At 69.1% G+C, this 22,646-nt stretch carries 22 protein-coding genes; 12 read left to right on the forward strand and 10 right to left on the reverse strand.

All coding sequences use genetic code 11. The features are described from left to right. Window positions 1-20: 20 nt before the first annotated feature. The 3 genes from BM345_RS12685 to BM345_RS12695 form a co-directional block, all read right to left on the reverse strand. Complete coding sequence (locus tag BM345_RS12685; RefSeq protein ID WP_175544985.1) at window positions 21-2,417, reverse strand: DNA polymerase II; 2,397 nt, start codon at window positions 2,415-2,417, stop codon at window positions 21-23. A gap of 83 nt (window positions 2,418-2,500) precedes the next feature. Then, window positions 2,501-3,385, reverse strand: a complete 885-nt coding sequence (locus tag BM345_RS12690; protein WP_093379983.1) for a DMT family transporter — start codon at window positions 3,383-3,385, stop codon at window positions 2,501-2,503. Between the two features lie 8 nt (window positions 3,386-3,393). Next, the gene (locus BM345_RS12695; RefSeq protein WP_175544986.1) at window positions 3,394-4,755 is read right to left on the reverse strand and encodes an NAD(P)/FAD-dependent oxidoreductase; all 1,362 of its coding nucleotides are present in this window, start codon (window positions 4,753-4,755) and stop codon (window positions 3,394-3,396) included. A gap of 133 nt (window positions 4,756-4,888) precedes the next feature. On the opposite strand from BM345_RS12695, the gene egtB reads away from it, so the two are divergent. The 5 genes from egtB (at window position 4,889) to BM345_RS12720 (ending at window position 8,790) form a co-directional block, all read left to right on the forward strand. Further along, window positions 4,889-6,166, forward strand: a complete 1,278-nt coding sequence (egtB, locus tag BM345_RS12700; protein WP_093379986.1) for an ergothioneine biosynthesis protein EgtB — start codon at window positions 4,889-4,891, stop codon at window positions 6,164-6,166. Window position 6,167: 1 nt separating this feature from the next. Continuing rightward, a complete protein-coding gene (gene egtD / locus BM345_RS12705; protein ID WP_093379988.1) occupies window positions 6,168-7,163 on the forward strand; it encodes an L-histidine N(alpha)-methyltransferase in 996 nt (331 codons plus the stop codon). Between the two features lie 47 nt (window positions 7,164-7,210). Then, window positions 7,211-7,492, forward strand: a complete 282-nt coding sequence (locus tag BM345_RS12710) for a DUF427 domain-containing protein (protein ID WP_093379989.1) — start codon at window positions 7,211-7,213, stop codon at window positions 7,490-7,492. 10 nt (window positions 7,493-7,502) lie between these two features. Next, the gene (locus BM345_RS12715) at window positions 7,503-8,243 is read left to right on the forward strand and encodes a 2OG-Fe dioxygenase family protein (RefSeq protein ID WP_093379991.1); all 741 of its coding nucleotides are present in this window, start codon (window positions 7,503-7,505) and stop codon (window positions 8,241-8,243) included. Window positions 8,244-8,352: 109 nt separating this feature from the next. After that, on the forward strand, window positions 8,353-8,790 hold the full coding sequence (locus BM345_RS12720) for a universal stress protein (protein WP_093379992.1): 438 nt from the start codon (window positions 8,353-8,355) through the stop codon (window positions 8,788-8,790). Between the two features lie 13 nt (window positions 8,791-8,803). Here the strand turns inward: BM345_RS12720 and BM345_RS12725 are convergent, their stop codons facing one another. Genes BM345_RS12725 through BM345_RS12735 form a run of 3 tightly spaced genes read right to left on the reverse strand, consistent with a single transcriptional unit; the run spans window position 8,804 to window position 11,020 of the window. Then, a complete protein-coding gene (locus BM345_RS12725; protein ID WP_093379994.1) occupies window positions 8,804-9,721 on the reverse strand; it encodes a bestrophin family protein in 918 nt (305 codons plus the stop codon). Continuing rightward, window positions 9,718-10,323, reverse strand: a complete 606-nt coding sequence (locus BM345_RS12730; protein WP_093379995.1) for a hypothetical protein — start codon at window positions 10,321-10,323, stop codon at window positions 9,718-9,720. Before BM345_RS12730 ends, BM345_RS12725 begins: the two co-directional genes overlap by 4 nt. A 46-nt stretch (window positions 10,324-10,369) precedes the next feature. Next, window positions 10,370-11,020: an RluA family pseudouridine synthase gene (locus BM345_RS12735; protein ID WP_093379997.1), complete on the reverse strand. Its 651-nt coding sequence runs from the start codon at window positions 11,018-11,020 to the stop codon at window positions 10,370-10,372. Between the two features lie 416 nt (window positions 11,021-11,436). On the opposite strand from BM345_RS12735, the gene BM345_RS12740 reads away from it, so the two are divergent. The 3 genes from BM345_RS12740 (at window position 11,437) to BM345_RS12750 (ending at window position 14,159) form a co-directional block, all read left to right on the forward strand. After that, complete coding sequence (locus BM345_RS12740; RefSeq protein WP_093379998.1) at window positions 11,437-11,706, forward strand: hypothetical protein; 270 nt, start codon at window positions 11,437-11,439, stop codon at window positions 11,704-11,706. Window positions 11,707-11,808: 102 nt separating this feature from the next. Then, complete coding sequence (locus BM345_RS12745; protein ID WP_139237509.1) at window positions 11,809-12,963, forward strand: ABC transporter substrate-binding protein; 1,155 nt, start codon at window positions 11,809-11,811, stop codon at window positions 12,961-12,963. Between the two features lie 134 nt (window positions 12,964-13,097). Further along, window positions 13,098-14,159 carry a transporter gene (locus BM345_RS12750; RefSeq protein ID WP_093380002.1) on the forward strand — a complete coding sequence of 354 codons (1,062 nt, stop codon included), beginning with the start codon at window positions 13,098-13,100 and terminating at the stop codon, window positions 14,157-14,159. A 40-nt stretch (window positions 14,160-14,199) separates the two neighbouring features. Here the strand turns inward: BM345_RS12750 and BM345_RS12755 are convergent, their stop codons facing one another. The 4 genes from BM345_RS12755 to BM345_RS12770 are packed head-to-tail and all read right to left on the reverse strand — an operon-like array spanning window position 14,200 to window position 18,401. Beyond that, complete coding sequence (locus BM345_RS12755) at window positions 14,200-15,246, reverse strand: Bug family tripartite tricarboxylate transporter substrate binding protein (RefSeq protein WP_093380003.1); 1,047 nt, start codon at window positions 15,244-15,246, stop codon at window positions 14,200-14,202. Then, entirely contained in the window at window positions 15,243-16,646 is a 1,404-nt protein-coding gene (locus tag BM345_RS12760; RefSeq protein WP_093380005.1) for a sensor histidine kinase, read from the reverse strand. The genes BM345_RS12755 and BM345_RS12760 overlap by 4 nt, the downstream gene beginning before the upstream one ends. 39 nt (window positions 16,647-16,685) lie before the next feature. Beyond that, window positions 16,686-17,351 (reverse strand): response regulator, encoded by a 666-nt coding sequence (locus tag BM345_RS12765; protein ID WP_093380006.1) that lies wholly within the window; start codon window positions 17,349-17,351, stop codon window positions 16,686-16,688. A 27-nt stretch (window positions 17,352-17,378) separates the two neighbouring features. Beyond that, on the reverse strand, window positions 17,379-18,401 hold the full coding sequence (locus BM345_RS12770) for a Bug family tripartite tricarboxylate transporter substrate binding protein (protein WP_093380008.1): 1,023 nt from the start codon (window positions 18,399-18,401) through the stop codon (window positions 17,379-17,381). A gap of 153 nt (window positions 18,402-18,554) precedes the next feature. On the opposite strand from BM345_RS12770, the gene BM345_RS12775 reads away from it, so the two are divergent. The 4 genes from BM345_RS12775 (at window position 18,555) to BM345_RS12790 (ending at window position 22,514) form a co-directional block, all read left to right on the forward strand. Continuing rightward, window positions 18,555-19,448 carry a UDP-2,3-diacylglucosamine diphosphatase gene (locus BM345_RS12775; RefSeq protein ID WP_093380009.1) on the forward strand — a complete coding sequence of 298 codons (894 nt, stop codon included), beginning with the start codon at window positions 18,555-18,557 and terminating at the stop codon, window positions 19,446-19,448. Continuing rightward, the gene (locus BM345_RS12780) at window positions 19,445-20,632 is read left to right on the forward strand and encodes a glycosyltransferase (RefSeq protein WP_093380011.1); all 1,188 of its coding nucleotides are present in this window, start codon (window positions 19,445-19,447) and stop codon (window positions 20,630-20,632) included. Before BM345_RS12775 ends, BM345_RS12780 begins: the two co-directional genes overlap by 4 nt. Window positions 20,633-20,768: 136 nt before the next feature. Further along, window positions 20,769-21,521, forward strand: a complete 753-nt coding sequence (locus BM345_RS12785; protein WP_093380012.1) for a glycoside hydrolase family 25 protein — start codon at window positions 20,769-20,771, stop codon at window positions 21,519-21,521. Window positions 21,522-21,569: 48 nt separating this feature from the next. Then, window positions 21,570-22,514 carry a hypothetical protein gene (locus BM345_RS12790; RefSeq protein WP_139237510.1) on the forward strand — a complete coding sequence of 315 codons (945 nt, stop codon included), beginning with the start codon at window positions 21,570-21,572 and terminating at the stop codon, window positions 22,512-22,514. Window positions 22,515-22,646: the final 132 nt, after the last annotated feature.

A 22,646-nucleotide genomic window follows, 5' to 3' on the forward strand; every position in this document is an offset into this window, starting at 1 on the left:
CCGAAACTCGAATCCGGAGTTCAGAAAAGACCCTGCTGCGAATTCGTGAGCGCCACGAAATTCTCCCCCATGGGCTGGAGGATGGCATCGGCGATCGGCTGGAGCTGCTTGCTCAGGTAGTGTTCGTAGTCGATGCGGGAGCGGCGCGTCTCCAGCGGCTCCGGCCCCATCTGCGTCATGACGTATCGGATCCATCCGCCTTTCTGGTACTGCAGGGGCCGGTTGGCCCGGGCGTTGTATTCGTCGGCTGTGCGCGCCGCGCGCACCTGCGGCGGCACGTTGACCTGGTAGGCATCGAGACGATGGCGCAGCCGCTTGCGGTAGATGAGCAGGTCGTCCTTCTGTCCGGCCAAGGTCGAGCGCGCATAGTCGGCCACGAACGCCTTGTACGGGTCGCCATGGAAGATGCGCGACAGCAGCCCTTCCTGGAACTGGCGCGCCAGCGGAGTCCAATCGCTGCGGGCCATCTCCAGGCCCCGGTAGACCATCTCCTCCTGGCCCGCGGCATCCACGCTCAGGCCCGCGTAGCGCTTCTTGCTGCCCACGTCAGAGCCGCGGATGGTGGGCATGAAGAATTTCTTGTAGTGTGTGTCGAATTCGATCTCGAGGAAGTTCGCCAGGCCGTGCTCCTCGCGCAGGGTGCGCGTCCACCAGTCGTTGATGTCCTTCACCAGCCCGGCCGCAACCGCGTGCGCCTCCTCGTTGGCATGGCTGCGCTTGAGCCAGATGAAGATCGAGTCGGTGTCGCCGTAGATGGCCTCGTAGCCCCGCTCCTCCACGAAGGTGCGCGTCAGCTTCATCATCTCGTGCCCCCGCAGCGTGATGGCGGAGACCACCTGCGGATTGAAGAAGCGGCAGTCGGCCGCACCCAGCACGCCGGCGAAGGAGTTCATGAGCAGCTTCAGTGCTTGCGACAGCGATTCGTTCCTGGCGCGCTTGGCCTCGTCCCGGGCCCGCCACAGGGTGGTGACGATCTCGGGCAGGCAATGCTTCTCGCGCGAGAACAGGGTGCCCTGCGGTCCCTTCACGAGCGTCGAGGGGTCGCTCGCGTTCGCGCCCTCGACGAAGCCGACCGGGTCGACCAGGAAGGTCCGGATGATCGAGGGGTAGAGGCTCTTGTAGTCCAGCACCACGACCGAGTCGTAGAAGCCCGGTTTCGAGTCCATCACGTAGCCGCCGGGAAAGGCCTTGCTCGGGATCTCGCCCACGTTCGGCGCGACGTAGCCCAGGCGGTGCATGCGCGGCAGGTAGTGGTGGCTGAAGGCGGCAATGGAGCCGCCGAAGTGGTCCACCTGAAGGCCCGTCGTGTGGGCCCGTTCCAGCATGAACTGCAGCAGCTTCGTCCTGTCGAAGATGCGCAGCACCAGTTCGCAATCGCGGATGTTGTAGATCGCGAGGGCGGGCTTGTCCTGCTGGTAACGCCGCTCGATCTCGGCCATCTTGTCGTACTCGTCGCCGATGGCCTTGCCCTCGCCCAGCAGTTCCTGCGAGACGCTCTCCAGGCTGAAGGAAGCGAAGCTCTTCGAGGCGGCCCTGAGTGCCTCGATGCCGTCGATGACCACCCGGCCGGGCATGGCTGCGAACAGGTAGCCCTGCTTCCCCGGGTGCGTGCGCCAGTCGATGGGTTGGCGCTCGCGACCCAGGAGGAGCTGCACGCCGTGGGCGTCGGCGCATTTCTGCAGCACGCGAAGGTCGAACTGGATGACGCTCCATCCGATGATGACGTCCGGGTCGTTGCGCTCGAACCAGTCGTTGAGCTTCTCGAGCATGGCCCTGCGGCTCGTGCAGTAGACGAGGGCGAAGTCCAGCGCTTCGCCCGGCTCGGGCGGCGGCTCGCCGAGCATGAAGACGACCCGCTCGGCCGTGCCGTCCAGTGCGATGGAATAGAGCTCTTCGTGTTGGCTGGTCTCGATGTCCAGCGACACCACCTTCAGCGAGGGCCGGTAGTCGGAGGCTGGCTTGAGCTTGCAGTCGACGATGGTGGAAGAGTCCGCCCTGCCGCCTTCGACCTGCACGCCGGCGGTGATGAAGCGCTCCATGAGGAAGCGGTCCTGCGGGCGCACGTCGGCTTCGAGCAGGGGGATGTCCTGTGTCCGGAGGGTGCGTGCCAGTCGCCCCAGCTGGCGGAAGCTCTTCGCATAGACGCCGACGACGGGGGCCTGGTGAAAGGTCTTCAACCCGAGTTCGCGTAACTCCATCCCTGGCATGGCGGCCAGATGCGCTTCGACCGATGCCCTGTGCTTCGCTTCGACGAATGCGACGGAGGTCTGGGATGTGAGGAGCACTTTCCGCGGCCCCGCATCGGTGGCCAGCCAGTACTCGATCTCGGTGCCCGAGCTGAGCTCTCGCGAGCGGCGGGTGAGGATGAAGCCCTGGATGTCAATGGGGACCACGGGAGCTGCACCTACAGGTGGCATGGGATCGATTTCGGCGTGCTTTCGGGATGAATCGTTGATTGTTCCGCTCAGGATCGGATTTTGCCTGCCGCGGCTCCGGCGGCCTACCGCTTGCGCTCGATTGATCTGGGTGCCTCGCTTCGCGCCAGCCACGACCCGCTCAGGATGATCAGCGCACCGCCACCCAGCGTCCAAGCATCGGGCGCGGCCTGCCAGAACAGCCAGTCCAGCACCAGCGCCCAGGCGAGGGCGCTGTATTCGAAGGGGGCGATGGCGGCGGCCTGGCCGTGGCGGAAGGCCTCGGCAATGGCCATCTGGCCGAGGAAGCCGCTGACCGCCAGGCCCGCGAGCAGCCCCGCGTGCTGCGCCTGGATCGGCACCCATGCGGGCGCCGCCAGCAGGGTGCCGCCCACCGCCATGCCGGCCGTGGTCCAGAAGACCAGCGCCGCGCTCGACTCGGTGCGGCTGATGAGCCGGCCCAGCATGTTCGACAGCGCATAGCAGACCGCGGCCGCCAGCACCGCGATGGCGCCCATGGAGAGGAAGGCGCCCTGCTCGGGCCGCAAGGCGATCACGACGCCGACGAAGCCTAGGCCGATGGCGATCCAGTGCCGCGGCTGGACGGACTCCCCCAGCATCGGCACGGCGATGAGCACCATCAGCAGCGGCGCGATGAAGCTGAGCGTGTAGGCCTCGGCCAGGCCCAGGGTCTTCAGGCCATAGACGAAGAGCACGAGCATCGTCATGTTGAGCGTGGTGCGCAGCAGGTGCAGGCGCCAGCGCAGCCGGCGGTTGAAGACGCTGGCGGCCTCGCGGCGCCATGCGATGTACAGGCAGACCAGGGGCAGGGCCGTCAGGCCGCGCAGTGCCATCACCTGCACCGGCGGGTAGTGGCCGGCCAGGTTCTTCAGCAGCGCATCCATGCTCGCGAAAAACGCGCAGGCCAGCAGCATCGCGGCAATGCCGCGCAAGGTCCCGGTCGCGTGCATGGGCGGCGTCAGCCCTTCGTCTCGGGCGGCACGCCGGCCGGCAGGTCCGGCACCACGCGCGCATAGCGCTGGAAGCTCCAGTACGCGCTGGCCCAGTCCATCAGCACGACCAGCCGGTTTCGAAACCCGATCAGGAAGTACACGTGCGCGAACAGCCAGAACTGCCAGGCGATGCGCCCGCTCATGCGCACGTGGCCGAAGGGCGTGGTGAGGTCCACCACCGCCGAGTTGCGGCCGATTGTGGCCAGGTTGCCGTAGTCGCTGTAGCGGAAAGGCTGGGTGGCCCTGCCGGCGATGCGGGCCAGGATGTTCGCGGCTGCGGCACGCCCCATCTGCTTGGCGCCGGGCGACACGCCAGGCACCGGCCGGGGCTCCTTGCCGGGCGCATGGCTCATCGCCGCGGCCAGGTCGCCCACCACGCTGATTTCGGGATGGCCCGGAAGGCTGAGGTCGGGCTCCACCTTCACGCGGCCTGCGCGGTCCACCTCCGCGCCGGTCGCCTCGCCCAGCATGCGGCCCAGCGGCGACGCGGCCACGCCGGCGGCCCAGACGATGCAATGGCTGTCGATGCGCTGCGTGCTGCCGTCGGCAAGCTGGGTCGTGAGGCCGGTGGCGTCGATGCCGGTCACGCGCGAGTTCAGGCGCACTTCCACGCCCAGCTTCTGCAACTGCACCAGGGCCTTCTGGCTGAGCACTTCGGGCATGGCCTGCAGCACGCGCCCGCCGCCTTCGATCAGCAGCACCTCGGCGCTGCCCGGGTCGATGTGGCGGAACTCGCCCTGCAGCGTGTGCCTCGCGATCTCGGCCATGGTGCCGGCCATCTCCACGCCGGTGGGTCCGGCGCCGATCACGGCGAAGGTGAGCTTGGCGCGCCGGCGCAGCGGGTCGCTCTCGCGTTCGGCCGCCTCGAAGGAAAGCAGCACGCGCCGGCGGATGTCGAAGGCATCGGCCAGGGTCTTGAGGCCCGGCGCGTTGGCCGCCCACTCGTCGCGGCCGAAGTAGCTGTGGGTGGCGCCGGCGGCCACGATCAGGTGGTCGTAGCCGATCTGCGATCCGTCGTTGAGGCGCACCATGCGTTCATCCGGGTCGACGCCGCTCACCTCGCCCAGCAGTGTCGTCACGTTGGGGTAGTTGCGGAACAGCACGCGCACCGGCGCCGCGATCGAAGGCGCCGCGAGGCCGGCGGTGGCCACCTGGTAGAGCAGCGGCTGGAAAAGATGGTGGTTGGTCTTCTCGATCACCGTGATGTCGACCTGCGCCCGCTGCAGGGCGCGCGTGGCTTCGAGGCCGCCGAATCCGCAGCCGATGATGACGATGTGCGGTCGCGCCGATGAGGCGCCGGGGCGGGTGCTGCTGCTCATGCGTCGCATGATACGCAGCGCCGACTCCTGACAGAACGCTGTCAGGAGCGAGGCACCTGGGGGCCTTGTCCTACCGGCGCCGAACGCCGAAATGGGCTAGAAACGCGATTTGGCCGTCCCAAAACAAGTGCGGAGCACCCCCATGTCCATCTCCGGGATACAACTTCAGGCGGCAAGCGGCGCCTTGCATCAGCGATTTCGCGATGTGCGCGCGCACAGCCTGGCACTGGCGGCGCCCCTGTCGGCGGAAGACCAGTGCATCCAGTCGATGCCCGATGCCAGCCCCACCAAGTGGCACCTGGCGCACACCACCTGGTTCTTCGAGACCGTGCTGCTGATGCCGCACCTGGCGGGCTACCGGCCCTTCGATGCGCGCTTCCAGTACCTCTTCAATTCCTACTACGAGGCCCTGGGTCCGCGCCATCCACGGCCACATCGTGGCCTGCTCACGCGCCCCTCGCTGCAGGCCGTGCACGACTACCGGGCGCACGTCGACGAGGCGGTGCAGCGCCTGCTGCAGCAGCAGGCCGAGTCGACATGGCGCGAGATCGAGGCGATCGTCAACCTGGGCTTGAACCACGAGCAGCAGCACCAGGAACTGCTGCTCACCGACATCCTGCATGCCTTCTGGTGCAACCCGACGCTGCCGGCCTACGACGCCTCGCCCGCGCCGGCGCTGCGCCTGGCATCCAGGCCGATGCCGTTGCAGTGGACCGAGATGCATGGCGGCGTGGTGCAGATCGGCCACGACGACAGGAGCGGCGCCTTCGCTTTTGACAACGAGACCCCTCGCCATGCAGCCCTGATGCAGCCCTGCCGCATCGCCGACCGGCTGGTGAACTGCGGCGAGTTCCTGCAGTTCATCGAGGACGGTGGCTACCGCAACCCCCAACTGTGGCTCTCCGATGGCTGGGCCACGGTGCAGGCCCAGGGCTGGCGCGCGCCGGCCTACTGGGTCGGCGCGGACGACCCGCGCCGTGCGCTGGCCCAGCAGGACGCTGGTGCTGCTGCGAGCCAGGACGACTGGCAGGTGTTCGGCCTGCAGGGCCTGCGCGCACTGGACCCCGAGGCGCCTGTGATGCAGCTTAGCTTCTACGAGGCCGCCGCGTACGCCGAATGGGCCGGCGCCCGCCTGCCCACCGAGGTCGAGTGGGAAGCCGCCAGCGCCATGCCCGGCATGCGCCAGCTGAGCGGCCACGCGTGGCAGTGGACCCGCTCTTCCTACGACCCGTATCCGGGCTTCAGGCCGCTGCCCGGCGTGGCGGCCGAATACAACGGCAAGTTCATGGTGGGCCAGCTGGTGCTGCGCGGCGGCAGCCTGGCCACGCCGGCGGGCCACACGCGGCCCACCTATCGCAACTTCTTCCCGCCGGCCGCCCGCTGGCAGTTTTCCGGGCTGCGGCTCGCCAAGGAGCTTTGACATGCGTTTTTCACCCGCCCATTCCGACGCCTTCCAGTCGGCCACGCAAGAAGGAGACGACAAGGAGGGCGAGGGCGACAGCTTCGGCCGCGAGTTGCTGGCCGGCCTGGCGGGCAAGCCGCGCAGCATCTCGCCCAAGTTCTTCTACGACGCGGCCGGCTCGCGCCTGTTCGATGCCATCTGCGAACTGCCCGAGTACTACCCCACGCGCACCGAGCTGAGCATCCTGGCCGACCGCGCCGGCGAGATCGCGCAGCAGATCGGGCCCGATGCCGAAATCATCGAGTTCGGCGCCGGCTCGCTGCGCAAGGTGCGGCTGCTGCTCGATGCATTGAAGACGCCGCGGCGCTTCGTGCCCATCGACATCTCGGGCGAGCACCTGGCGCAGGCCGCGCGGTCCTTGCGCTCCGACTATCCGGCGCTGGACGTGCAGCCATTGGTGGCCGACTACACGCGCCCCTTCTCGCTGCCGACAAGGCACGACGGCGGCGGCATGCGCGTGGGCTTCTTCCCAGGCTCCACGCTGGGCAATTTCACCCCGGAGGAGGCGCTGGCCTTCCTGCAGGGCGCGGCGCGCGTGCTGCGCGGTGGCGGCCTGCTGCTGGGCGTGGACCTGGTGAAGGACCCGGCCCGCCTGCACGCCGCCTACAACGACGCCCAGGGCATCACGGCGCGCTTCAACCTCAACCTGCTGGCGCGTGCCAATGCCGAGCTGGGCGCCGACTTCGACCTTTCTGCCTTCACCCACACGGCCTTCTACAACGCGCCGCACCAGCGTATCGAGATGCACCTGGTCAGTCGCGCCTCGCAGACGGTGAACCTGCTGGGCGAGCGCCTTCACTTCGCCGAGGCCGAGACCATCCACACCGAGAACTCGCACAAGTTCACCGTGGAAGGGCTGCGCACTTTGGCGGCGCGCGCGGGCTTCGGCATCGGCCCGGTCTGGACCGACCCCGAGCGCCTGTTCAGCGTGCACTGGCTGCCGGCGGCACAATAGGGCGGTGCCCTGCCGGCGTGCGGGGCCGGCCTGGAGATACATCGTCTATGAAAGCAACCTGGAACGGCGCCACCATCGCCGAGAGCGACGACACCGTGGTCGTCGAGGGCAACCACTATTTCCCCGCGAGCTCGCTGAACCGCGACCACGTCACCTTCAGCAACCACCGCACCACCTGCCCCTGGAAGGGCTCGGCCAGCTACTACTCGCTGCTGGTCAACGGCGAACTCAATGCCGACGCCGCCTGGTACTACGCCGACCCCAAGCCCGAGGCCGAGATGGTGCGCGACCGCGTGGCCTTCTGGAAGGGCGTGAAGGTCGAGGCCTGAGCGCCGCCGGATGAGCAAGGATTTCTCGCCTCCGGCCACGCCGCCGGAGAACCTGGATACGGCCCTGGCGGAAGACGGCTACGCGGTGTTGGCGCCGCAGGGCCTGTCGCAGTGGCTGGGCCTGCCGCTGGCCGAGCTGGAGGCCCTGCGGCCCGACTGGGACGCACTGCCCCCCGACGAATACCTCAAGGACGGCGGCCGCTACCGCACCCGCCGCCATGCCTGCTTCGTCGCCGAGGGCGAGGCGCTGCGCCCGGTGCCGCACCGTGCGCACTGGCAGCCAGTGGAGTACAACGCACTTCACGGTGGCATGCAGCGCTGGTTCGCACCCATGCTCGACGCCACCGTCGCCCGGCCTGCCTGGCAGCGCCTCATGCACCAGCTGGCCGTGGCGGCCAGCGCGTTGCGTGGCACGCAGCCCTGGTTCATCGAGGCGCACCAGTTCCGCATCGACACGGCGGGCGGCATTGGCCGGCCCACGCCCGAGGGGGCGCACCGCGACGGCGTCGACCTGGTGGCGGTCGCCCTGGTGGGCCGCCACAACGTCAAGGGCGGGGAGACGCGCGTGTTCGAGGCCGCCGGCCGACGTGGCGAACGCTTCACCATGAGCGAGCCCTGGACCCTGCTGTTGCTGGACGACGCGCGCGTCATCCACGAGACCACGCCCATCCAGCCCCTGGCCGAAGGCGAGGGCGGCTGGCGCGACACCCTGGTGGTCACCTGCCGCGCCGGGGCTTTCCAGGGCGATTGAGGGAAACCCCGGGCGGCCGGGAGAGTCCTACACCTGGCGGCCTGCGGAGTCTGTACATTTGGCCTCGCAGCCGCGATTGCGGCAAGGACTCAAAGAAAGCGAGGGCACCATGTTCAACCACATCCTGGTTCCGATCGACGGCTCCGACGCCTCGATGGCGGCGGTGAGCAAGGCGAGCGGGCTGGCGCTGGCCTTCGGCAGCCGCATCACGCTGATCCACGTGATCGACAACTACCCCTTCATCGGCGTGGGCGCCGACTACGCGCTGGGGCAGAACGAGTACCTGGCGGCCGCCACCTCCAGCGCCAACGCGGCACTGGCGCGCGGCGTGGCCGCGCTGGCGGCAGAGGGCCTGCACAGCGACCAGCGGGTGATCGACGGCCACGTGGTGCACGAGGGCATCGTCGACACCGCCAACGCCCTGGGCTGCGACCTGGTCGTGATGGGCTCGCACGGCCGACACGGCATCGAGAAGCTGCTGCTGGGCAGCGTCACGCAGCGCGTGCTGCAGGACGCCCACGTGCCGGTGCTGGTGGTGCGCAGCTGAGCAAGCCGGCCCGCTAGGTCTGCAGGTATTCGACCGGCACGGCGGAAGGAGCGGGCGGCACGGGTTTCTCGCCCATCATCTCGCGCAAGGTGGCCTCGATCGAGGCCGACATCGCGTCCAGCGCCAGGTCGTTGGGCGAGGTGCCGAACGGGTCCTCGATTTCCTCGCCCAGCGCCTCCAGCGCGAAGAAGGTGTAGGCGATGAAGGCCACGATCACCGGCGTCATCGGCCCGATGGAATCCACCAGCCCGAAGCGCAGCAGCACGCAGTACAGGTAGATGGTGCGGTGGATGATGACCGCGTAGGTGAAGGGAATGGGCGTGCCCGCGATGCGCTCGCAGCCGCCCAGCGCGTCGGTGAGCCGGCCCAGGGGCGCTTCCATGGCCTGCGCCAGCCCGGGCGACAGCTGCCCCGTGCGCAGCCGGTCGCGCAGCCATTCCCCCGCCATGAGCAGAAGCAGGGCCGGCTTGTAGCGCGCCTGCTGGAGCCGCTCGCATTCCTGCGCCGGCAGCAGGCGCCGCAGGTCGGCCATGGGGTCGGACGCGCGCAGCTGGTGCCGAAGCGCGTGCACGAAGGCGATCAGCCTCGCGCCCACCACTTCCGCGTGCGATGCCGAGTCCGGCAGCGTCAGCGCCTGCCGCACCAGGCTGCGCGTCTCGTTGAGCACCGATCCCCACAGCGTGCGCGCCTCCCAGTAGCGCGCATAGCTGGTGCTGTTGCGAAAGCCCAGGAAGATCGCCAGCGTCAGGCCGATCAGCGAGAAGGGCACGAAGTTCAGCGGGATCTTCCAGGCGAAGAGCCGTCCGTGCAGCACCGTGACGAGAATCGCGAAGGCGGTGGTGCCCAGAAGTTGCGGCAGGATCACCGGCAGCACCGAGCCGCGCACCACGAAGAGCATGCGCAGCCAGTTCGGGCGTGGCCGCACGATCATGGCGCAGTGCTGCCGCCCAGCACGTCGAAGCTGCGCAGGATCCAGGACACCTGGTAGAGCAGGTTCAGCACAGCGAAGGAAACGTGGAAGCGCCGGTTGGTGGTGCTGGCCGCGATCCACGCCAGCACCAGGTAGAAGCCCAGGCGGATCGGGTACTCGATGCCGAAGGCCGCGAAATGCTCGCGCCCCTTGAGCCAGGAGTCGATCGCGTCGAAGACCATCGACACCGCCAGCAGCGCGAAGAACCAGCGCCGGCGCGACATGAAGTAGTCGTCGTAGTCGCGGTAGTCGCGGATGTCCGCCGGGAACAGCACCGCGCACATGAAGTAGTAGAGGATGGCGAAGGCCATCACGAACAGGTACAGCTCGAAGCGCCAGGCCACGATGCCCGAGAGTCGGTATTCCCACCACCAGAAGTGCAGCATGGCCAGCAGCATCGACAGCGCCCAGGCCAGGTGGACCCAGTCGGGCTTCTGCCGCGTGGGATGCTGCACGAATCGCGCAACGCCGGTCAGCACGCTGGCGATGGCCAGGCTCACCACCATGCCGATGGCGACCTTGATGTGGATGAAGAGGGCGGGATCGCCCGCGGTGGTGCCCATGGGGCGCGATTCTTGTCCAAAAGCGGCGAAAGCCGGAAGCGTGGGCCTAGAAGGGCACCGGACTCTCGAAGCGCAAGGGCGCGCCGGTGAAAGGGTGGGCGAGCTCCAGCCGCGTGGCATGCAGCAGCAGCCGCGGCGCGCGCGCCTGCGCGGACTCGCCGGCGTAGAGCGCATCGCCCAGGATCGCGTGGCCGATGTGCGCCAGGTGCACGCGCAACTGGTGCGTGCGGCCGCTTTGGGGCGCCAGCTCCAGCCGCGTGGCGCCCGGCTCGCTCATCGGCGCCTTCACGCGCCAGCGCGTGAGGCTGGGCTTGCCCTGCACGGGATCGACGATGCGAAGCGGCCGGCGCGGCCAGTCGGCGGCGATGGGCGCGTCGATCGTCTGCCATTCGTCCTCGCCCATCGATGCAGGAGCGATCAGGCCGTCGACCACGGCCTCGTAGCGCTTGTCGACCCGCTGCTCGGCAAAGGCCTGGCTGAGCGCGCGCTGCATCTCGATGCCGCGCGCCATCAGCACCAGCCCGCTGGTGCTCATGTCCAGGCGGTGCACCACCAGTGCGTCGGGCCACTGCTGCCGCGCGCGCTCGCTGAGGCAGTCCTGCTTGTCCGCGCCGCGGCCGGGCACGCAGAGCAGGCCCGAGGGCTTGTCGAGCACCAGCAGGCCGGCGTCTTCATGAATCACTTGCAGCAAGGGCATGGGCGCAAGTGTGCCGCGGCGCATGCCATGTGCCCGTGACGAAGCGATGACGGCCCGCAAGAGCACGGGGCATTGCGGGTGCGTCACGGCGCAGCCACCTCCGGGGCCTAGTCTGTCCCTGACCTCCGAAGAAGCAAGCCTGAAATCACAATGAACACCTCGATCCTCTCCCGCATCCTTGCGACCACCGCCACGGCCTGGTCCATCGTGGAACGCCGGCGCAAGCCGGCTCCGCTCGCGCTCGCTTGCACCGTGAATTAGCAAGCGGGTGAAAGTGCGCCCGCGCAGGCGCCGCCTGGGCCTTGGGCCCCTAAAACCCCTCGGGTAAGACTCGTCTGATCGCCGATTCGACTGGCTTGGGCGAGGGAGTTCGTTCCACAATGACCCAGCCCGACCCGGGCGTCGGAGAGGCCCCCATGAACGCCATCAAGCGCGCACGCCGCTACATCGAAGACCACCACGACGAACCCGCCGCCCTGGTGCTCTCGCAACTCGTGCTGGCACTGGAGACCGAGCACAGCTTCGCCCTCTCCACCATCTACCAGCTCGACCTCGATCAGTTCGAACTGGCCATCGACATCCTCAAGGAATGGCGCCTGGACCGCTATTACGCGGGCAAGGCCAAGCTGTTCGACATCTCACTGCAGATGGCCGCGCTCCAGGCCGGCGGCGGCACGCAGCCTTGAGCTGAAAACTTTTTCCTGGCCCGGGCAGCAGCGTGAAGCAGTTCACGCGCGAAGGCTGCAACGTCGCCAAATTGTCACTAGATGTGACGAGCATTGGCCGGCATGCAACTTTCGACTTCATCCGTGCGCCGGCGCCAGGTGCTGCGCGGCATGGCGGGCGCCCTGGGCGCCAGCGCCATTTCCTTCTTTCCTTTCCTTTCGAGCGCGCAAGGCCGCCCGGACGCGGCGGGCATGCGCGTCACGCAGCTGCTGGACATGTCGCCCGACCAGCAGCAGCTCTCGCGTGACTATTCGACCGGCATCCGGCTCGCATTCGCCGAGCTGAAGAAGGCCGGCCAGCCGGTGCCGCAACTGTCCACAGTCGAGACCGACGGCAGCACGACGGCCGTGCGCAATGCGCTGCAGCTGATCCGTGACGACACTTCGCAGGTTGCCCTGCTGGGTACGGCAGGCGAGGGCGTCGCGCTCGCGAGCATGTCGGAGTCCTCCCAGCTCAAGCTCGACATCGCCCACGTCGCGCCCTGGCTGGCCGATCCGCAGATGGACGACAACCCGCGCCTGTTCGCGCTCTTCGCTTCGCGCGAGGAGCAGATCCGCTACGTGCTCAAGACGCTGTCGGTGGTGGGTGTGCACGAGCTGGGCCTGGTCTATCCCAGCCAGGCGCATGCCGACACCATCCAGGCCGGCATGGCAGCCATCGGCGGCCGCCTTCAGCTCAAGACGCGCAGCCTGGTCATCCCCAAGGACAAGGACATTGCCGCCTATGCGACACAGCTGCCGGCCGATGCGCCTTTCTTCCTGATGTTCATGGGCGGCGCCATCGAGCTGGCGCTGTTCACGCAGGGCCTGAACAAGCTGGGGCGCCAGCGCTACGTGCTGTGCCTGTCGGACGTGGACACCAACACCTTCCTGCAGCTCAACCCCGGCAAGACGGTGCCGGTGATCTTCACCGACGTGGTGCCCAACCCGCACACCAGCAAGCTGCCGGTGGTGCGCAACTACCGCAGCCTGCTGCAGAACCTGTATGACGAGGCGCCCACGCCGGTGAGCCTGGCGGGCTACCTTGCGGGCCGCTATGCCGCCACGGTGCTGGCCAGCGTCGGTGCGGGGGCCACGCGGGCGCGCGTGTTGGCGGAGTTCCAACGCCGCCGTCCGCTGGAGCTCGACGGCTGGCACCTGGCCTTCAACGCACAGGGGCGCGCAAGCAGTTTCGTGAGCCAGACCATGCTCAACACACGCGGTAACTTCGTCGGTTGAAGTCGTCTTGATGACGGCTTCGTGACACACGCTTGACACACGCAGGGTGGAGCATGCCGCCCACCGCGTGATGTCCCGCGGCTGCATGCGCGTGCCCCCACCCTTTCCGTCAGCCATCCCGAGTCCCCGCCACCTTGCCAGCCATCTTTTCGGAAGTGAGCACCGCCAACTACGGCGGCGACGAAGCGGGACTGATCTGCGGATTCGTGTTCGGAGAAGCCGGGGTCGGCCGGCCCGTGTCCTCCAACACCGCGGCCGACTGGCTGGCGCAACGCGGCCCGCCGGACGAAGAGGCGCAGGGTGCCGCGGCCGGCTTCGCCTGGCTGCACTTCAACCTCGCGCAGGTGTCGGCCGAGCGCTGGCTGGCCCGGCATGCGGGCCTGTCGGACGACTTCTTCGAGCTGCTGCACGACGACCTGTATTCCACGCGCATCGAGCGCGCCGACCAGGCGCTGATGGCGGTCATCAACGACGTGCATTTCGACTTCGAGATGGACGCCTCGGACATCTCGACCCTGTGGATCAGCGTGGACCGCCGACTGGTGGTGACGGCCCGCCGCCATCCGCTGCGTTCGGTGGACCACCTGCGCACGGCGGTGAACCGGGGCGAGGCCTTCCGCTCCACCTCCGAGCTGCTGGAGCGCCTGATGCGCACGCAGGCCGACGTGCTGGTGGGCATCGTGCGCTCGGTCACCGACCGGGTCGACAAGATCGAGGACCAGCTGCTGGCCGGCCGGCTCGCCACCAAGCGCTCGCGGCTGGGCAACCTGCGCCGCGTGATGGTGCGGCTGCAACGGCTGCTGGCACCGGAGCCGGCGGCGCTGTTCCGGCTGCTGCAGAACCCGCCCGCCTGGATGGCATCCAGCGACGTGCAGGAACTGCGCGCCGCCACCGAGGAGTTCTCGGTGGTGCTGCGCGACATGCAGGCGCTGCAGGAACGCATCAAGCTGCTGCAGGAAGAGATCGCGGCCAGCGTGAACGAGGACAACAACCGCAGCCTGTTCGTGCTGACCATCGTCACCGTGCTCGCGCTGCCCATCAACATCCTGGCGGGCCTGTTCGGCATGAACGTGGGCGGCATCCCGCTGTCCGACGACTCGCACGGCTTCTGGATCCTGGTGGCGCTGGTGGTGGGCTTCACCTGCGTTGCCGGCTGGGCCGTGCTGCGCCGGCATCGCAAGGACCGGCAGGACTGAGCCCGCCGGCGCGATCCGGTCACCGCGATGCGGCAGCCGGCTAACGGGTCCAGCGGCGCAGGCCCAGTTCCTCGGCCAAGCGGCGGTAGGCGTCCAGGCGTTCGTCCACGTAGGCCTGCAGCGCCGCGCCCGTGAGCTCGAAGGGATAGAGCCCGTAGCGCTGGCGCAGGGCGGCGTAGCCCGGCGCCGCCACGGCCTCGCGAAACGCCGCCTGCCAAGCCTGGATGGCGCTCTCGGACACGTTGGCGCTGGCATAGAGCCCGCGCACCGTGGGCCACACCAGGTCCACGCCCTGCTCGCGCGCGGTGGGAATGCCTTCGAGGCCGCCGCCCAGGCGCGTTTCGGACAGCACGGCCAGCAGCCGCGCCGGCAGGCCGGCCCCGATGGCCTGCAGGGCCTCGGCTGCATCGCCCGGGAACACGTCCACATGACGGCCACGCAGCGCATCCAGCGCGTCGCCGCCGCCTTCGAAGGAGACGAAGCGCAGGGCCCGGTGGTCGGCGCCCGCGGCGCGCACCAGCAGCGCGGCCTTCACCCAGTCCTGGCTGCCCACCGAGCCGCCGGCGCCGAAGACCACGCGCGAGGCGGACTGGCGCAGCGCCTTCAGCACATCCTCCAGAGTCCGGTAGGGCGAATCGCGGTGCACCGCCACCACGCCGTAGTCGGTGCCCAGCGCGGCGAGCCAGCGCACGGCGGAGGGCGGATGCGGGCCGAAGCGGCCCTGCGCCAGGTTGAGCAGCGAGCCGCTGGAAAAAGCCACCAGCGTTTCCGGCCCGCCCAGGGCGCCGGTGGCGATGCGGTCGAAGGCCACCGCGCCGATGCCGCCCGGCAGGTAGCGTTGCGCCAGCGGCGGCCGGCTCGGACGCACCGCCTGCAGCGCGTCGCGCGCCAGCGCGCAGGTGAGAGCGAACCCGCCGCCCGCCTTGGCCGGAATCACGCATGCGGCGGCGCCCAGCGAAGGGTCGGCAGCCTGCGCGGCCACGATCGCCGGGCCGGCCGGCAGCAGCGTGGCGGACAGCGCCCGCAATGCGTTGCGGCGCGTCATGCCGCCGGCTGCCGGCGGGACGATGCCTTTCACGCGAGTCATTGCGCGACGCCTCCAGTGCGCGGCCACCAGACGATGGCATGCAGTCCGAGCGCGCCTTCGCCCGGGAGCAGGCGCAGTTCGCCGCCGTGCCGCTGGGCGATGGAGCGCACGATGGCCAGGCCCAGTCCGAAGCCGCCCTTGCCGGCGCGGGCGCCGCGCCGGAAACGCTGGCCGAGCACGGCGCGCTCTTCCTCGCTCAGGCCGGGGCCCTTGTCCTCCACGTTCAGGCTCCAGCCCAGCGCGTCGCTTGCGGCGGACACGGTGATGGTTCCCTCGGGCGGGTTGTAGGCGATGGCGTTGGCCACCAGGTTTGTCAGCGCCTCGCGCAGCAGCGCGCGGTCGCCCACCGCCGCAGCGCCGCCGGCCGGCGGCTGGATGCCCAGGTCGATGCGCTTGGCGCGCGCCTGCGGCAGCATCTCCACTGCCACCTCGCGCAGGAGGGGCGCCAGCTCGAACTCGCTGGCCGAGACGGCCACCGTGTCGCTGCGGCCCAGGGCCAGCAGCTGCTGCGCGCTGCGGGTGGCGCGTGCGATCTCCTGGCCCAGCGCGTCCAGCGTGTCGCGCACCTGCGCGGGGTCGCTCTCGCGCTGTGCGTAGTCCACCTGCATCTGCAGCGTGGTCAGGTGGGTGCGCAACTGGTGCGAGGCGTCGTCCAGGAACTGTCGCTGCAGCGCGACCAGGTCCTGCGTGCGCGCCATGTGGTGGTTGACCGCGCCCACCAGCGGCCGCACCTCGGCCGGCAGGCCAGCGTCGTCGATGCGGGTGAGGTCCTCGGGCGCGCGGGCCTCCACATCGCGCGCCAGCCGCGCCAGGGGCCGCAACGCCGCATGCAGCACCGCCGCCGTTCCCAGCAGCAGCAAGGCGAGCACCAGGCCGTCGCGCACGGCGGCGCTGCGCACGAAGCGGGTGGTGAATTCCTGGCGCGAGCGGGTGCTCTCGGCCACCTGGATCAGCACGCTGCGGCCGCCGGCACCGGCCGGTGCGCGGTCCAGCAGGCGCTGGTAGGCGGCCAGGCGCACCGCCTCGCCGAAGTAGACGGCGTCGTAGAACACCGGCACGTTCATGGCCAGCGGGCCGGGCGGCCCTGGCAGGTCGGCGCTCCCCAGTTCGACCAGGCCGTCGGAGGTGGCCACGCGGAAATACACCTGGCCGCTGGCGGTCAGCTCGAAGAATTCGAACATGGTGTAAGGCAGTTCGACCGAAAGGCCGCCCGAGGCGGTCGAGATGTTGCCGTCGATGGACTTGAGCGCGCCCAGCAGCGAACGGTCGTAGGCCGCGTTGGCCGACTCCAGCGCGTCGTGCCGCGTCATCCACAGCTCGATGCCGGTGACCGCCAGCAGGGCGGGCAGCATCAGCAGGGCCATGCGCTGCCACAGGCTGGTGCGGCGCAGCCACTGCATCAACCGGCGGCCCGGCGCAAATCGCAGAAGCGCCACGCCTCAGTCCGCTTCCAGCACGTAGCCCAGGCCACGCAGCGTGACGATGCGCACCCCGCTGCCTTCCAGACGCTTGCGCAGCCGGTAGACGAAGACCTCCACCGCCTCGCGGTGCACGTCCTCCTCGTCGGAGAACACGCGGTCGATGATCTGCTCCTTGGACAGCGGCTCGCCGCTGCGCTGTGCGAGCGCGCGCAGCACGCCCAGCTCGCGCGGAGACAGGGCGAGCGGCTCGCCGCGCAGCATGAACTGGCGGCGCGCGCCGTCGTACACCAGCGGCCCGCAGGCCACGCGCGGATGCTCGACGCCGCGCGCGCGGCGCACCAGGGCGTGCAGGCGCGCCTCCAGCTCGGCCAGGGCGAAGGGCTTGGCGAGGAAGTCGTCTGCACCTGCATTGAGCGCGCGCACGCGCTCGTCGAGCGAGTCGCGCGCCGTGAGGATCAGGGCCGGCAGGCGCTGGTCGCGCTCGCGCAGGCGCTGCAGCACGCGATGGCCGTCCATGCCGGGCAGGCCCAGGTCGAGCACCAGGGCGTCGTGGTCGCGCTGCTGCAGGGCGCGATCGGCCAGGCGGCCATCGTCCACCCATTCGACCTGGATGCCCGCGTGCTCCAGGGCCTTGCACAGCCAGGTGCCCAGCGTGCGCTCGTCTTCCGCCAGCAGGATCCGCATGGCGCGAATGCTAACCCCGGGGCTGCCTCAATCCGGCTTGATGCCGGCCCGCGCGATGACCTTCTGCCAGCGCGCCTGCTCGGCGGCGATGAACTGGGCGAACTGCTCGGGCGTGCCGCCGATGACCTCGGCCGCATCGGCGTTGAGGCGCGTCATGGCGTCGGGCGACTTCACGGCTTTCATGGTCTCCGCCGAGAGCTTGGCGACGCTGGCCGGGGCCAGGTTGGCCGGTGCCAGCATGCCGTACCACTGCGTCATCTCGAAGCCCGGGAAGCCCTGCTCGGCCACCGTGGCCACGTCGGGCAGCTGGGGCAGCCGCTTGGCCGAGCCGGTGGCGATGCAGCGCAGCTTGCCCGACTTGATGAAGGGAATGACCGCCGCCGCACCGATGGCCGAGGCCTCGAGCCGGCCGGCCAGCAGGTCGGTCATCAGCGGGCCGGTGCCGCGGTAGGGCACGTGCAGCATGAACATGTCGGACGTCATCTTCAGATACTCGAAGGCCAGGTGGCCGGCGCTGCCGTTGCCGGCCGAGCCGTAGCTGAGCTTGCCGGGCCGGGCCTTCACGAAGGCGATGAATTCCTTGAGGTTCTTCGCCGGCACGTCGGGATGCACCACGTACAGGCTGGGCACCTTGGCCAGCAGGCTGATGGGCTTGAAGTCCTTGTTGGGGTCGTAGGGCAGCTTGGCGAAGATGTACGGGTTGACGGCCAGGGTGCCGATGTGCCCGAGGATCAGCGTGTGCTGGTCTTCGCTGCGGGCCACTTCCTGCATGGCGATGTTGCCGGCGGCGCCGGGCTTGTTGTCGACGTACACGCTCTGGCCCAGGGTCTTGGTCAGCTCGGCGGCGGTGGAGCGCGCCACGATCTCCGAGCTGCCGCCCGGCGCGAAGGGCACCACGAAGCGGATCGCCTTGCTCGGCCAGGTGGTGTCGGCCCGGCCCAGCGCGGGCAGCAGGCCGCCGGCGGCAAGGACGCCACCCGCCTGCAGGAGGCGGCGGCGCAGGGCGGATTCGGGCAGGCCGCTGGGGGCCCAGGCGAGGGGGGTGGTCATGGACTTGTCTCCGTCTTTTGGCTGGAAGTGCGCATCCTGCCGGGGCGAAGCTGTCTGAATGCTGTCAGCGCGGCGCCACGCCCAGCGCCTTGTCATCCAAGCTTCATGCCGCGGACACGGCATCGACACCGAGCCGCACAACCATGGGTGTCCATGCAACGCGACGACGCTTTTCTTGCCGCATGGCGCGACACGGCCGCAACCGACGACTCGGATGCGCGGGACGCGGATGACATCGCCACCCGGCCGTCACAGCGCTTTCGCACGCTGTGGATCTCGGACCTGCACCTGGGCACGCCCGGCTGCCAGGCCAAGGCCCTGCTGGATTTCCTGAAGCACACCGAGTGCGACACGCTCTTCCTGGTGGGCGACATCATCGACGGCTGGCAGCTGCGCCGCCAGTGGTACTGGCCGCAGGCGCACAACGACGTGATCCAGAAGCTGCTGCGCAAGGCCAGGCGCGGCACCCGCGTGATCTTCGTGCCGGGCAACCACGACGAGTTCGCCCGCAAGTACATCAACCACACCTTCGGCGGCGTGGAAGTGGCCGAGGAGTGGGTGCACGAGACGGCCGACGGCCGCAAGCTGTGGGTGATCCATGGCGACCTGTTCGACGCCGTGATCCAGTGCGCCAAGTGGCTGGCCTACGTCGGCGACTCGCTCTACGAGTTCGCGCTCAAGCTCAACCGGCATCTCAATTCGATGCGCGCGCGCATGGGGTTGCCCTACTGGTCGCTGTCCAAGTACCTCAAGCTCAAGGTCAAGCGCGCCGTGAGCTACGTGGGCGACTTCGAGGACGCGGTGGCGCGCGAGGCCCGCAAGCGGGGCCTGCAGGGCGTCGTGTGCGGCCACATACACCATGCAGAGCTGCGCGAGATCGACGGCGTGCTGTATGCCAACGACGGCGACTGGGTGGAAAGCCTCACCGCCCTGGCCGAGCACGCGGACGGGCGCCTGGAGATCCTGGAGTGGGACCAGCACATGCCGGTGTCCAGCAAGGCGTCGCAGCGCGCCGCCCGTGCCGCGGCCACCGCGCAGCACGCATGACCGACGTGCCGCCGCGCCCCGCCGCCAGCGCACCCGTCGTCGATCTCGTCTACTTCAACGCCGGGGGTGGCCATCGTGCCTCGGCGCTGGCGCTGGAAGCCGCCATCGACCGCGCCGGGCTGGGCTGGAAGGTGCGGCTGGTGAACCTGCGCGAAATGCTCGATCCCAAGGACGGCTTTCGCAAGCTCACCGGCATGGACCCGGAAGACATCTACAACAAGCGCCTGGCGCGCGGCTGGACGGTGGGCCTGGCGCAGGAACTCAAGCTGCTGCAGGGCCTGATCCGCTGGGGCCACGCGCCACTGGTGCGGCAGCTTCAGCGCCAATGGCTGCAGCGCGAGCCGGACCTGGTGGTCTCGCTCATTCCCAACTTCAACCGCCCGATGTACGAATCGCTGGCGGCCAGCCTGCCGGGCGTGCCCTACGTGACGGTGCTCACCGACCTGGCGGACTACCCGCCGAATTTCTGGATCGAGCCGGACCTGCCCATCCACGTCATCTGCGGCTCGGCGCGCGCGGTGACGCAGGCGCGCTCGGCCGGGCATGCGAGCACGCACATCCACGCGAGCTCGGGCATGCTGATCCGCACCGCCTTCTACGACACACCCGAAGTGGACCGCGCCGCCGAGCGCGCCTGCCTGGGGCTGGACCCCGACCGGCCCACGGGCCTCGTGCTGTTTGGCGGGCAGGGCTCGAAGGCGATGCTGAGCATCGCCAGGCGGCTGCCGGACACGCAGCTCATCCTCGCCTGCGGCCACAACGCGGCACTGGCAAAGGCGCTGAAGGCACTGCCGGCACGCGCCCCGCGCCTGGTGCTGGGCTTCACGCCCGACGTGGCGCGCTACATGCAACTGGTCGACTTCTTCATCGGCAAGCCTGGTCCGGGAAGCATGAGCGAGGCGGTGCAGATGAAGCTGCCGGTGATCGTGGTGCGCAACCGCTACACGCTGCCACAGGAGCGCTACAACACCCAGTGGGTGCGCGAGCACGGCGTGGGCGTCGTGTGCCAGAGCTTCGCCAAGGTGGACGAGGCGGTGACGCAATTGCTGGCGCACCTGCCGCAGTTCCGTGCCGCGACGCAGCAGGTGAACAACCGGGCGGTGTTCGAGGTGCCGCAGATGCTGCAGGGGATCCTGCAGGAATCGCGCACACCTGCGCTCGGGCTGGCCGCCAGGGTCGACTGAGTCCGCGCAAGCGCCCCGCCCTTGCGACCTTCGCAGGCCGCCTGTTCATCCCACAGCGAGTGGATGCGCATCGCCTGTCGCGCACGCAGACTGCGCAGCATCGAAGCTGCATGCAGTGGATGGAGAGGAGGCCTACATGAAAGTGCTCGATCTTCCGGTCTCGGGGCGCTGGGGATTCCTGGCGACGAGCTTCGCCGTGCCCGAGGGCGCGGCGGCAGCCACGGGCGAGTTCGATCGGCCCTGGCTCCATCCCGACGCGGCCCTGCTGCTCGACCCCTTCGCGGACAACACGATCAATTGGGAGAAGCTGAAGGCCGAGACGCGCGTGGTCGCGATCATCCACAAGTCGACCATCGGGACGACGCGAATCGACAGCGGCTACTTCGCCAGGAAGGCCGAGGCCAGGGCGCGGGGCTACCTCTGGGGCTCGTATCACTGGGGCGTCTCGGGTGAGCCGCGCAAGCAGGCCGATCACTACATCGACACCGTCAAGCCCGAGGCGGACGAGCTGATCGCACTCGACCTCGAGGACGCCAACTCGAAGGAGCTCATGAACGCCGATGAAGCGCTGGTGTTCGTCCGCCGCATCAAGGAGCGCACCGGGCGCCACCCGGTGCTCTACACCAACCACGCGAGCGCGAAGCTGATCTCCGCCGAGTTCGCCAACTCCGACTTCGCGAAGACACCGCTGTGGTACGCGCGATTCCGTGCGTCGGTCAGCGACTTTCCGGCCGGGGTCTGGCCCAGCTACACGTTGTGGCAGTTCTCCAGCGAGATCCTGCCGCAGCTTCCCATTGCCGGCACCCGGCCGGACATGGATGTCAACGTCTACAACGGGACGGTCGCGCAGCTGAAGGCGAACTGGCCGCTGACCCGCGCGGGCGACTGAGCGAGAGCTTCAACAAGACGGGCGATTCAAGCCCGAAGGGGAGGGACCATGAGACGTCGAATCATCGCGGCGGCGCTTTGGCTCGGGGCCATGACGCTGCTCGGGGGATGCGGATCGCTTCCGGACGGCAAGCCGTTCGCCGACGCGTCCAATGCGCTGCTTTCCTCGGTGAAGAGTTCCGGCAATGCCGTCGAGGACGCGTTGGGGGATGCAGCCACTGCGAGTCCGGGTGACAAGGCCGCGTACGAGGCCCTCGAAGGCAAGTTCGCCAAGGCCTGGGAAAGGCGGATCGCCATGACGCAGGCCGCGGCGCGCTACTCGGAAGCGATCGCCGACGAGATCGCCGCGGGGAACTCGGGTGGAGAGACGGCGGGGCGCGTCGCCGACTCGCTGAAGGCGCTCGCGGAAGGGGTCAACATTCCGGTGGCTGCGCCTGCCGTGGGCGTGGCGGGCGACCTGGCCCGATTCATCTTCGCGCGGGTGGCCATCGTGAAGGCCTCGCAAAGCCTGGAGTCGGCCGTGACGCAGGCCCAGCCCGCCATCGACCGGATCGCCCAGCAGATCGTGGACGACTCCGACAGGCAGCTCAAGGGCCTGCTGCTGGACCTCTACAAGAACACGGTGTCGGGCATCAAGGAGCCCTACGACCGCGACGACTCCTTCGCGCAGCAGGCGGCCAGGCGACGCGAGGCCCAGCGCCAGCTGGCGCTGAAGGACCCGTCGGCGCTTGCGAAGCTGGAGCAGTACGACCGCGTGCAGGCGTCGGTGGCGGACAGCCTCCAGGAGCGCGACCGCAAGCTGGCCGCTGCTGCCGCCGCCTACCGGACGCGGCTGCGGTTGGTCAACGCGATGTCTCATGCGACCTTGACATGGGCCCAGGCCCACCGTGACCTCGCCGCAGCCATCCAGCAGAAGCGCAAGGTCGACGCGAGCGAGCTTCAGTCCACCATCGTGGAACTCAGGGCCTTGGCCAGGAAAGTGGGTGAACTATGACCTTCGAAGACTTGGACCGCATCGACTGGGACTCGATCGCGACGACGGCGCAGTGGGTCAAGACGCTCAACGACCTGGCTGCTGGCAGAGCCGGCGCGCACGCCCGGCCAGCGGGCTGCGCTTGCCGACGCG

The organism is Variovorax sp. OV329, from assembly GCF_900114785.1.
Classification (GTDB): Bacteria; Pseudomonadota; Gammaproteobacteria; order Burkholderiales; family Burkholderiaceae_C; genus Variovorax.

What these genes read in the sequence shown, in the direction of transcription:
- BM345_RS12685 (WP_175544985.1), bottom strand. Translation starts at nt 2,417, where the DNA reads ATGCCACCTGTAGGTGCAGCTCCCGTGGTCCCCATTGACATCCAGGGC.
- BM345_RS12690 (WP_093379983.1), bottom strand. Translation starts at nt 3,385, where the DNA reads ATGCACGCGACCGGGACCTTGCGCGGCATTGCCGCGATGCTGCTGGCC.
- BM345_RS12695 (WP_175544986.1), bottom strand. Translation starts at nt 4,755, where the DNA reads ATGCGACGCATGAGCAGCAGCACCCGCCCCGGCGCCTCATCGGCGCGA.
- egtB (WP_093379986.1), top strand. Translation starts at nt 4,889, where the DNA reads ATGTCCATCTCCGGGATACAACTTCAGGCGGCAAGCGGCGCCTTGCAT.
- egtD (WP_093379988.1), top strand. Translation starts at nt 6,168, where the DNA reads ATGCGTTTTTCACCCGCCCATTCCGACGCCTTCCAGTCGGCCACGCAA.
- BM345_RS12710 (WP_093379989.1), top strand. Translation starts at nt 7,211, where the DNA reads ATGAAAGCAACCTGGAACGGCGCCACCATCGCCGAGAGCGACGACACC.
- BM345_RS12715 (WP_093379991.1), top strand. Translation starts at nt 7,503, where the DNA reads ATGAGCAAGGATTTCTCGCCTCCGGCCACGCCGCCGGAGAACCTGGAT.
- BM345_RS12720 (WP_093379992.1), top strand. Translation starts at nt 8,353, where the DNA reads ATGTTCAACCACATCCTGGTTCCGATCGACGGCTCCGACGCCTCGATG.
- BM345_RS12725 (WP_093379994.1), bottom strand. Translation starts at nt 9,721, where the DNA reads ATGATCGTGCGGCCACGCCCGAACTGGCTGCGCATGCTCTTCGTGGTG.
- BM345_RS12730 (WP_093379995.1), bottom strand. Translation starts at nt 10,323, where the DNA reads ATGGGCACCACCGCGGGCGATCCCGCCCTCTTCATCCACATCAAGGTC.
- BM345_RS12735 (WP_093379997.1), bottom strand. Translation starts at nt 11,020, where the DNA reads ATGCCCTTGCTGCAAGTGATTCATGAAGACGCCGGCCTGCTGGTGCTC.
- BM345_RS12740 (WP_093379998.1), top strand. Translation starts at nt 11,437, where the DNA reads ATGAACGCCATCAAGCGCGCACGCCGCTACATCGAAGACCACCACGAC.
- BM345_RS12745 (WP_139237509.1), top strand. Translation starts at nt 11,809, where the DNA reads ATGCAACTTTCGACTTCATCCGTGCGCCGGCGCCAGGTGCTGCGCGGC.
- BM345_RS12755 (WP_093380003.1), bottom strand. Translation starts at nt 15,246, where the DNA reads ATGACTCGCGTGAAAGGCATCGTCCCGCCGGCAGCCGGCGGCATGACG.
- BM345_RS12760 (WP_093380005.1), bottom strand. Translation starts at nt 16,646, where the DNA reads ATGCAGTGGCTGCGCCGCACCAGCCTGTGGCAGCGCATGGCCCTGCTG.
- BM345_RS12765 (WP_093380006.1), bottom strand. Translation starts at nt 17,351, where the DNA reads ATGCGGATCCTGCTGGCGGAAGACGAGCGCACGCTGGGCACCTGGCTG.
- BM345_RS12770 (WP_093380008.1), bottom strand. Translation starts at nt 18,401, where the DNA reads ATGACCACCCCCCTCGCCTGGGCCCCCAGCGGCCTGCCCGAATCCGCC.
- BM345_RS12775 (WP_093380009.1), top strand. Translation starts at nt 18,555, where the DNA reads ATGCAACGCGACGACGCTTTTCTTGCCGCATGGCGCGACACGGCCGCA.
- BM345_RS12780 (WP_093380011.1), top strand. Translation starts at nt 19,445, where the DNA reads ATGACCGACGTGCCGCCGCGCCCCGCCGCCAGCGCACCCGTCGTCGAT.
- BM345_RS12785 (WP_093380012.1), top strand. Translation starts at nt 20,769, where the DNA reads ATGAAAGTGCTCGATCTTCCGGTCTCGGGGCGCTGGGGATTCCTGGCG.
- BM345_RS12790 (WP_139237510.1), top strand. Translation starts at nt 21,570, where the DNA reads ATGAGACGTCGAATCATCGCGGCGGCGCTTTGGCTCGGGGCCATGACG.